The sequence below is a fragment of the Longimicrobiaceae bacterium genome, assembly GCA_035696245.1.
In the GTDB taxonomy this organism is placed as follows: Bacteria; Gemmatimonadota; Gemmatimonadetes; order Longimicrobiales; family Longimicrobiaceae; genus DASRQW01.
This window is the reverse complement of record DASRQW010000173.1, coordinates 25,709-35,797: the sequence shown is the minus strand read 5'-3', so window position 1 is coordinate 35,797 and position 10,089 is coordinate 25,709. Positions and strand designations below refer to the sequence as shown.

At 71.2% G+C, this 10,089-nt stretch carries 8 protein-coding genes; 6 read left to right on the top strand and 2 right to left on the bottom strand.

The features are described from left to right. From VFE05_08190 to VFE05_08165, 6 genes are all read left to right on the top strand, one after another. Window positions 1–945: DUF4403 family protein (locus VFE05_08190; protein ID HET6230033.1), on the top strand; the 945-nt coding region annotated here is incomplete at its 5' end. A gap of 403 nt (window positions 946–1,348) precedes the next feature. Further along, a complete protein-coding gene (locus VFE05_08185; GenBank protein ID HET6230032.1) occupies window positions 1,349–1,702 on the top strand; it encodes a hypothetical protein in 354 nt (117 codons plus the stop codon). A gap of 17 nt (window positions 1,703–1,719) precedes the next feature. Then, window positions 1,720–3,330: a M14 family metallopeptidase gene (locus VFE05_08180; protein ID HET6230031.1), complete on the top strand. Its 1,611-nt coding sequence runs from the start codon at window positions 1,720–1,722 to the stop codon at window positions 3,328–3,330. Between the two features lie 300 nt (window positions 3,331–3,630). Beyond that, window positions 3,631–3,816 carry a hypothetical protein gene (locus tag VFE05_08175; GenBank protein HET6230030.1) on the top strand — a complete coding sequence of 62 codons (186 nt, stop codon included), beginning with the start codon at window positions 3,631–3,633 and terminating at the stop codon, window positions 3,814–3,816. Window positions 3,817–3,913: 97 nt separating this feature from the next. After that, on the top strand, window positions 3,914–4,819 hold the full coding sequence (locus tag VFE05_08170) for an SMP-30/gluconolactonase/LRE family protein (GenBank protein HET6230029.1): 906 nt from the start codon (window positions 3,914–3,916) through the stop codon (window positions 4,817–4,819). A gap of 100 nt (window positions 4,820–4,919) precedes the next feature. Next, window positions 4,920–5,774 (top strand): cyanophycinase, encoded by an 855-nt coding sequence (locus VFE05_08165; GenBank protein ID HET6230028.1) that lies wholly within the window; start codon window positions 4,920–4,922, stop codon window positions 5,772–5,774. A 173-nt stretch (window positions 5,775–5,947) separates the two neighbouring features. Here the strand turns inward: VFE05_08165 and VFE05_08160 are convergent, their stop codons facing one another. Continuing rightward, on the bottom strand, window positions 5,948–8,887 hold the full coding sequence (locus VFE05_08160) for a glutamate-cysteine ligase family protein (GenBank protein HET6230027.1): 2,940 nt from the start codon (window positions 8,885–8,887) through the stop codon (window positions 5,948–5,950). Further along, window positions 8,884–9,720 (bottom strand): hypothetical protein, encoded by an 837-nt coding sequence (locus tag VFE05_08155; GenBank protein ID HET6230026.1) that lies wholly within the window; start codon window positions 9,718–9,720, stop codon window positions 8,884–8,886. The genes VFE05_08160 and VFE05_08155 overlap by 4 nt, the downstream gene beginning before the upstream one ends. Between the last annotated feature and the right edge of the window lie 369 nt (window positions 9,721–10,089).

Below are 10,089 nucleotides of genomic sequence, written 5' to 3'. Positions count from 1 at the left end.
ACGCCGGACTGGCGGGTGGCGCCGCACACGGCCGCGCGCCCCGTCCGCAGCGGGGTGCACTGCGTGGTGGCTGCGGCGCGTGTGGACGTGACCGAGCGCGTGCAGGCCAAGGTGCTGGCCGAGCTAGAACGCGCCGCGCCGCGCGTGGACGAGCGCATCCGCCGGGCGGCGCAGCTCCACGACCGCGTGGCCGGCGTGTGGCGCGCGCTCCAGCAGCCCATCCGCGTGGCGGACGGGGTCTGGCTCACCCTGCGCCCGCGCGCCGCCAGCGCCGCCGCGCCCCAGGGAAGCGGCACCACGCTCTCTGCCGACGTGGCGCTGGTGATGATGCCGCGCGTGGTGGTGGGCGACCGCCCGGAGCCGGACACCACGCCGCTTCCCCCGCGCATTCCCATGCCGCCCGGCCGCGGCTTTCGCATCCAGCTGCTGGCCGACATCCCGTATGCCGCGGCGGACAGCATCCTGGCGGACCAGCTCGTGGGCAAGCGCCTGTTCTCGCACGGCCAGAGCGTGACGATCGCGGCGGCGCACCTGTCCGGGCAGGGCCGCCGGCTGGTGCTGGCGGTGGACGTGCGGGGCGACGCGCGCGGCACCCTCTACTTCGTGGGCACGCCCGTCTTCGACCCCGCCACGCAGGTGCTGACGGTGCCGGACCTGGACTTCTCGCTGGAGACGCAGGACGTGCTGGCGACGGCCGCGAAGTGGCTGCTCTACCCCAGCCTGCGCGAGCAGATGGTCGCGGCGGCGCGCTTCCCGCTCGCCCCGCGCGTCGCCCAGCTGCGGGAGCACGTGGACGGCGCGCTGAACCGCGATCTCGGCCGCTCCGTGCGCATGCGGGGCAGCGTGGACGCCCTGAGCCCCGTGGGCGTGGCCGTTCGCCCCGGCTCCGTCGCCGCCGTCCTCGTCGCCGAGGGCACCGCCGGCATCACCGTCACCATGCGCTGACCGCCGCGTTGCGCAGCGTCCGTCAGGCGCCGACGCGTACTCGGATTTCCGTCGACGAAGTCAGCGACGCGTCACGCGCGGGTGATGTGGTCCGGCGATCCTTCCGATGGTGCGCCCCGTTTGATGCCCGCCGGGTGATATCCGCGGTGATCCGGATGAGGACAGTGGGATGATTCGGGAGATGCGCAGCGATGCATCCGAACCGGTGCGTCTGTCTGACGCGTATCGGCCACGGTTCGGACTGCGCTGTCGAACTCCGTCATCGCTCAACCGGATTCGCTCGTGTGTACCCGCGGCCATCACTGGCCGCGGGACGTCCTTGCTCCTCCCATTGGCGGGAACTCTCCCTCCGGTGGTACGCTCCGTGCCTCGCCGCGTGGGCGAACCCGAAACCTCGAGCGCCTTGATCGTAGACTGCCACACGCACCTGAACCGGTACTCCGCCGAGGAGCCCGCCAGCCTGGCCGAGCGGCACGCGCTGCTGCTGGGCGAGATGGACGCGTGCGGCGTGGACCGCGCGCTGGTGCTCACGTCGTACAAGGTGGACGATGACCGGCCGAGCACCGCCGACGTGCTGGCGGCGCTGGAGAGCGACGACCGGCTGGACGTGGTGGCCGGCGTGTGCGTGTCGCGGCTGGCGTTCGAGATGCCGGAGCTGCGCGCGTTCCTGTTCGAGGGCGCGTGCGTCTTCGATCCCGCCACGCAGGTGCTGACGGTGCCGGAACTGGACTTTCGCTGGAGACGCAGAATGTGTTGACGACCGCCCAGATCTCCATGACCAGACTCCATCGCGTTTCGACGGCCGCCGCTGCGCTGGCGCTCGCGTGTGCGTCCGCATCCGCCGCGGGCGCGCAAACGGACGTGCCGCGGACGCGCGCGGAGGCGAGCGCGTACCGCGAGACGAGCCGCTACGACGAGGTGGTGGCGTTCATGCGCGAGGTGCAGCGGCGCGCGCCGGGCCGCATCCACCTCACCACGTTCGGCTACACTCAGGAGGGAAGACCGCTGCCGCTGGCCGTCGTCGGCAACGTGCGCGACGCGAGCCCGCAGGCGGTGATGGCGAGCGGGAAGACGCGCATCTACGTTCAGGCCAACATCCACGCGGGCGAGGTGGAGGGGAAGGAGGCGATGCTCGTCCTGCTGCGCGACCTGGCGGCGGGGCGGCACGCGGCGTGGGCGGACTCGCTTGTGCTGCTCATCGCACCCATCTACAACGCGGACGGGAACGAGCGCGTGGGGCTGCTCAACCGGCCGCACCAGTGGGGGCCGGTGGGCGGCATGGGCACGCGCGCCAACGCGCAGGGGCTGGACCTGAACCGCGACCACATGAAGCTGGAGTCGCCCGAGGCGCGCTCGCTGGCGCTGCTGCTGCGCGAGTACGACCCGCACGTGGCGGTGGACCTGCACACCACCAACGGCAGCTACCACGCGTACCAGCTCACCTACTCCCCGCCGCTGCACCCCAACACCGCCAGCGCCATCGTGCGCATCCTCCGGCGCGAGTGGCTGCCGGCGATCACCGCCGACCTGCGGCGCGGGCACGGGTGGGACTTCTACTACTACGGCAACGTGCCGTCGGAAGAGGAGGGGAACGAGGGCGCGGGGCGCGGCTGGTACACCTTCGACCACCGGCCGCGCTTCGGCAACAACTACGTGGGGCTGCGCAACCGCTTCGCGATCCTGAGCGAGGCGTACGCGTACCTGCCGTTCGACCAGCGGATCGACGTGACGCTGCGATTCGTGGAGGAGATCGCGGACTGGGCGCACGCGCATGCCACGGAGATTCGCCGCGCGACCGAGGCGGCGGACCGGCGCTCCGTCGTCGGGTCGCGCCTGGCGCTGAGGGCAACGCACGAGCGCTCTGCGGCGCCGGTGGAGATCCTGATGGGCGCGGTGGACACGCTGCGGAACCCGTACACCGGCCAGCCCATGCTGCGCCGGCTGGACGTGCACCGGCCCGAGCGGATGCCGGAGTTCGGGACCTTCGCGCCGACGGAGACGGAGCGCGCGCCGGCTGCGTACCTCGTTCCCGCTTCGCTCTCCATCGTCGTCGACCGGCTGGAGGCGCACGGCATCCGCTTCCGGCGGCTGACGCGAGCTGTCACGCTTCCGGTGGAGGAGTTCCGCATCGACTCGACCGCTGTGCCGGAGCGCGCGTTCCAGGGGCACCGCGAGCGTACGATCTACGGAGCGTACGTGCAGTCGCAGCGCACCGTGCCCGCGGGAACGCTGGTGGTGCCGGTAGATCAACCACTCGGCCGCCTGGCGTTCACGCTGCTGGAGCCGCGCTCGGACGATGGCCTGGCCGACTGGAACCTGCTGGACGACGCGCTCAAGGGCGCCGCGGCGTACCCCATCCTCCGCACGTCGCAGCCGGTGCCGTAGCGCGCCACCGCCGCGCATCTCCCGCAACTGCATCTGTCGGGAGATGTCGATGCGCGCATCGCCCGCGCTGCTCGGAAGCACTTCATCCATTCGCCTCGGGAGATCGCATGTGCGTCTCCCGTTTGCGTTTCGCGGTAGATGGAACGACGTGTCGGGAGATTCCCCGACACCTCACGCAGGGCGCGTATGGAGAGATGCGCGGAGGCGAATCGTGTGACGCCATGCGGTACGCGTGCTGCTCAATGGCACGGCGAACCCCGCACGTCGCGGGTGGCCACACGGAACGAACCGGAGGACTCGATGCCCACGCCCACCAGCCCGGAACGGAACGGAATGCGCGAGTCGCAGCAACGCGGCGAGAAGCCGGTGCTCCGGCCCATGCGCAACATCGACTGCTCGCCGCGCCGCGCCGACGCGCCGCGTGGCAGCACCCGCGGCACCGGCTCGCGCCCGACGATCGGCGAGAACGAAGGACGGCACCTCTGATCGTGCCGGCGGTGCGGCAACGGCGGAACGATAGGCTCCACGCGCGAGGCAGCGAGTGGAGCGGGTCGGGCGGCGGGGAGGATGGGAGGACGACGGCGTGACGGAGAAGACGGGGATGGGGGACGGGGCGGAGGTGGAGGACGTGCTCCAGGCGCGGGCCCGGCTGGGCGAGGGGCCCGCGTGGGACGCGGAGAACGGTGTGCTGTGGTGGGTGGACCTGCTGAACCAGCGGGTCCACCGCTTCACCCCGGAGACGGGTGAGGACCGCCACTGGGAGGTGAGCGAGACTGCGGCCTGCGTGATCCCGGCGCGGGGCGAGCGCGTCCTCGTGGCGCTGCGCAGCCGCCTGGCACTGCTCGACCCGGCGGCCGGAACGCTGGAGCCGTTCGCGGACTTGGACGCGGGTGGAGGCCGGAAGCGGCTCAACGACGGCAAGTGCGACGCGGCGGGGCGCCTGTGGGTAGGCTCCACCTCGCCTGACGAGGAGGGCGGAGCGAGCCTCTTCCGCGTCGATTCGGATGGGAGCGTGCGGACGGTGGAACGCGGATTCGGCGTCTGCAACGGGACGGCGTGGAGCCCCGAGGGCCGCACGCTCTACCTGGCGGACTCGCCCCGGAAGATCATCTACGCCTACGACTTCGACATGGATCGCGGGGAGATCGCGAACCGGCGGGTCTTCGCGGACCTGAACGACGGCGACGCGTTTCCCGACGGGATGGCGGTGGACGAGGAAGGCTGCGTGTGGTCGGCGCAGTGGCAGGGAGGCTGCGTGATCCGCTTCGGGCCGGACGGGCGCGAGCGGGAGCGCATCTCCATACCCGTGCCCATTCCCACGAGCTGTGCGTTCGGCGGCGCGGGGCTGCGGGACCTGTACGTGACCACCGCGTCGGTGGACATGGGCCAGGACGAGCTGGAGCGCCACGTGAACGCGGGCGACCTGTTCCGCCTGCGCACGGGAGCCCGCGGGCTGCCCGCGCACCCGTTCGCCGGCCCTGTCGGCTGAACCGCGGGGGACGCACAAGCCCTGGCCGGAGCTCCCGGCGGCGGCGTCCCTGCCTCCTGGACTGCGGGAAAACGACTCAATGCGAGCCAACGGAGAAGAGATGGGCGACAAGAAGACGGGGCGGGCGGGGCGGCTGCTGGTGATCGGGGGGGCGGAGGATCCCGACGAGAACGACATGCACGTGCTGCCGTACCTGGTTAAGATCGCCGGCGGCAAGAACGCCCGCATCATCATCTGCTCTGCTCCTTCCGAGAGCCCCGAGGAGAAGGTGGACACCTACGGCGCGCTGTTCGAGAAGATCGGCGTGGCGGAGGTGATCGGGGCCCCCATCACCGACCGCAACCAGGCCAACACCCAGGAGATCGTGGACGCGGTGGAGCGTGCCACGGCGGTGTTCTTCACCGGCGGCGACCAGCTCCGGCTCACCGCTCTCATGGCCGGCAGCGCGATGTGCGAGCACATCCGCCAGCGGCTGTACGGCGACGGGCTGGTGGTGGCAGGCACCAGCGCGGGGGCGGCGGCCATGAGCAGCGTCATGCTCATCGGGGGGAAGAACGAGGGGACGGTGCGGCGGGGAGACGTGGACCTGGCGCCGGGGCTGGGCTACTGGCGCGACACGGTGGTGGACACGCACTTCAACCAGCGCGGCCGCGTGAGCCGCCTGCTCACCATCTTCGCGCAGAACCCGCAAGTGCTGGGCATCGGAATCGACGAGAACACGGCCGTCGACTGCGTGCCGGGCGACCGGTTCACCGTGATCGGCGCGGGCGCCGTGATGGTCTTTAACGGCCGCGTCACGCACACCAACGCGCCCAATGTGGGCGACGACGCCACGCTGGCCATCACGGACTCCACCATCCACGTCCTTCCCGAAGGCTACGGCTTCAACCTCAAGAACAAGCGCCCCATCCTCCCCAACGGCGATGAGATCGAGAAAGCGCCCGCGGCGACTTGATGCGCGGATGCAGACCACGAAAGCCCTCCCCGACAACGCGTCGGGAGGGCTTTCGTGTCTACGGGGTGTTGGATCGATTCGCGTAAGCGGGTGAATCCGACACCTCGTCGCCGGATGACCGCAGTTCATAGCCGGGCGTTCCTCACGCTCAGCCGTTGTGCAGGAGCGGCGATCTACAATCCCCGCCGGGCCCAGGGCTCGTTGGCTTCCAGGCAGTCCATCAGCTCGATGTAGATGCGCCGGGCGGCTTCGGTGAACTCCTCGTCCTCGGCGTCGGCGAAGGGATGGAGCGCGGCGCGGATGCGCTCCGAGAGCGTGCCCGTGTCGATCATGCGCGCGACGAGGTCCAGGTACGACGCCTCGTCGCGGCGGACGGACTTGCGCGCGCCCGCGAGCAGCGCGTGCAGCACCTCTCGCACGGGCACCTGCCCGCCCGCGCTGGCTCCGACGACGTGGGGCGCGAGGACCGACGCGGCGCTGCCGTCGCGGATGGACGAGCGGAAGTCTTCGACCAGCACTTCGTGCGGGGGAATGGCGATCTTCCCGTCCAGCACGCGCTGCGTGAGGTGCTTCAGCGCGGAGCGGACGAAGACGCCCACGGCCACGTCCATCTTCACGCACTCCTGCGTGTCCAGCACGCGGATCTCCATCGCCTGCCGAGCGAAGCGGAGGATGGCCCCGCGCGTGTTGAAGAACTCGTGGCGGATGGCGCCCGTGTCCGGCAGCCGGTCCAGCGCCGCGTACATGGGCGCGAAGATGCGGCGCCGGTAGTCTCCGAAGCTCTCCACGTACTCCGGCACGATGTCGCCGCAGCTCTCGGGGATGCGCGCCTGGTGCTCCAGGATGAACGCCAGCCGGCCATCCACCGAGGGCTGCAGCTCGCCATCGAACATGGGCGAGCTGGCGGCGAGGGCGGGGAGATAGGGGATCAGCAGCGCTGCAGCCGTGTGCATCGCCACCGTCTCCCGCTCGCTGCCGAACGGGAGGTTCAGGTGGGTGGCGTGCACGTTCATCCACCCGTGCGTGCGCAGATCGAAGAGCCGCGCGTAGGTGGTGTAGACGCGCAGCCCGGAGCGGGTCCACAGCCGCCCTTTCTTCGGATCGAACCAGGGATGCATGCCCGTAGGCATCAGCCGGGCGTCGAACTCGTCGCGGAGGACGGCGCTGAAGCGGCCGATGCCCTCGGCCATCGCCTCCTCCGCGTCGCGCAACGATTTGACCGGCTGGAGCGTCTTCACCTCGAACACGTGGTCGGCGATCTCGTTGCTGAAGCCCACCGCGCCCAGGTCCACGTCGCTCGTCCCTCGCCCGGCGAGTATCCGGAATGCCGGCTCGACCAGCGAGACCACGTTGAGGTCGCGGTCCACGGTCGGATACTCCATCTCCAGCCCCGCCACCTCGAACGGCTTGTAGGCGCGGTCGGTGGATGACGACGAGCGGACGCGGATGGGGCGGCGGATGCTCGCCAGCGTCTCGGCCGCGGACGTGGGCGGCTCCCCCGCGCCGTTGCGCGCCGGGGCGCCCTCCTCGATGCGGCTCACGAAGTGCTCCACCAGGTCCTCGTAGATGGCGTTCCCGTCGGCCCCGTCCTCGTAGCCCACGTCCAGGTTGGGGTTGTCGTTGATCTCGATCACCACCGGCCCGTCGGGCGTCTCCTTCAAATCGACCCCGTAGAGCCCGCCGCCGATGAGCCCGGCCGCCCGAAGCGCCACCTCCACCACGTCGCGGGGCGCGCTCTCGCGCGGCACGGCGACCACGCGGCCGTAGCGCTCCGTGCCCTGCACCTCGCTGCGGATCTGCCAGTGGCCGCGCGCCATGTAGTAGCGTGCGGCGAAGAGCAGCTTCCCGCCCAGAACGGTCACCCGCCAGTCGAACTCCGTGGGCAGCCACTCCTGGGCGATGATGAGCGGCGAGCGGCGGAACATCTCCCGCGCCCGCGCCTCGTAATCCTGGCGCGACGCCACCTTGTGCACGGCCGACGAGAACGAGCCGTCGGGGAGCTTGATGACGAGCGGGAGGCCCAGCTCCGCCACCTGCTCCCACGGCGTCGCCGCGGTGGCGATGCGGGTCCGCGGCGTGGGGATGCCGCCGCGGCGCAGCAGCTCTTCCAGGAACACCTTGTTGCCGCAGCGGATGATGGACTGGCTGTCGTCCACCACGGGCATGTCCAGCGCCTCGGCCCGCAGCGCGAACTGGAAGGCGGGCAGGCTCACGCCGGTGAGCACGCGGATGAACAGCGCGTCGTATTCCGGCAGCTTGCGCAGGTCGGCCGCGGAGATGCGGTGCACGTGCACGTTCCGCCGCGCCGCCACCCGCGCCAGCCGGTCGATCGTCTCGGGGCTCGAGGGGCTGAACGGGTCCGCGGGGTCGACCAGGACGGCGATAGAGGCCCGCACCGTCTCGCGCGGCGCGGCGCGGCCGCGGCGAAGCACGCGCTGCTCGTTTGTGAGCGCGTGGGCAAGCCGGGCGCGCCCGTCCGCGTCCAGGTGGTGCGGAGGGACGGCCGCGACCTGCGTCACCTTCCACTCGTCGCCCTCGTGCAGCAGCTGGAGGCGCAGGACGGGGGCGGGCCACTCGCGGAAGACGGCCAGCGCGGGCAGGCGGAAGCGCGCGTCGTCGCACGTGCCCATGTACACCAGCGTCTCCACGTACTCGCCCTCGCGTGCGGGCCGGCAACCCTGGGGCGCGGCGGGGTCGCGGGCCAGCGGGGGCGGGAAGGCGCGCGGCGGCTCCGCATCTTCCTCCAGCACTGGTTCCGCCTCCGCGTCGGCCGGGAAGCCCAGGGCGCGGCGGCGCACGTTCATCTCCGCCGCGTCGATGGTGGCGACCCCCGCCTCCTGGAGCGCGCGGAAGCGCCCGTACGGTTCCGCCAGCCCCTCGCTCGTCTCGACCGACGGGATCACCTGCTGGCCGCGCGCGTCGGCCAGCAGGGAGACGTAGTAGCCCTTGCTGCCGTAGCGGAACGAGCGGCACAGGTTCACCACCACGCAGCGCCCGTCTGCCAGCTCGGCGCCGCCTTCCAGATACTGGTCGGCCGGGACGACGCTCTCGCCCGGCAGGCCGCTCGCGTCCGCCGGGTCCGACACCACCACCAGCACGCGGCGTCGGCTCACGCGGCCCCCTCGCCACCGGCCGCGAAGGCGCCGCGCGTCACCTCCGGCCCGCCGTAGCCGTCAGCGCGCCACACCTCCAGCAGCACCGCGTCGTACGTCAGGTCGCCCAGCAGGATGGCGTTGATGAGCCGCTGCGCATCCACCACCACTCGCCCGTGCTCGGCCACCGGCACGTGCTCCGACGGGTCGCGCAGCGAGAACGCGCGGCCCCAGTGCTCGTAGCCGGTGATCACCACGAAGTGCCCCGTGGGGCTGCCGCGCACGTCGTCGTCCACCAGCGTGTCGTCGCGCTCGTCGTGCCGCTCGCGCATCATGCGGTACAGGTACGTGGCGGAGAGTCCGGCCAGGATGGGGTGGTCGCGGTCCAGGATCGACTTGAGCAGCCCCGGCGTCAGCTCGTCGAAGGCCATCTGGCCGCCCATCTCCAGGAACCGCAGGTACGCCCGCGCCGCATCTCCCGCCTTCTCGGTGCGCAGGAACGGCAAGCGGGCGCGCACCTTCTCGGTGAGCGCCTCGCGCGGCAGGGCGAACCACGTGGGGTCGAAGATGCGCAGGTCGTACGAGTAGATGCGCGACTGGAAGCCGCGCTTGCACGCCGCGATGCCGAGGTAGACGGCCAGCGTGCCGCCGTCCTCGTTGCGCTCGATCTCGCCCATCACCTCGCCCAGCTCCAGCTCCAGCCCGTAGAAGTCGTAGACCTTGCGAAGGCAGGTGGGCCCGCACGTCACGTCGTCGGGCTGCAGGAACCGCTGCACCCGCAGCTCGTGCGCGATTCGCGAGTGCTCCTGGGTGCGGTCTTCGGGGATCGTCACGGCGGGTGCGCCGGTGGGCATTCGGTCTCCTGGCGAAGCTCGTAGCCCCCGCCGTCCCGCGGCTCGGAGAAGGCGCGGACGGGCGAGGGCGGGTCCATCTTCCGGGTTAGCAACGCCCGTACCAGGGGTCCCGGTCGGGTTCGGCCGATAGTCGATACTCCCAGTGTCTGCTTGGCTTTACGACCGGTAGATCGAAGGTCGGTAGATGCAGGTCGTAGCATCGCCCGTGCGGGATGCCTCGGTAGATGTACTCGACGACAAGCCGCTGGATGAGCAGATGGGGATCGGTAGATGCGGAAACGACGTTGCCGGCCGTCCATTGCGTCAGAGGATGCGGATCGCCGGCCATCCGGTCGTCCCCCCGCGCATCTGGACGACGGTCGTCCGGGG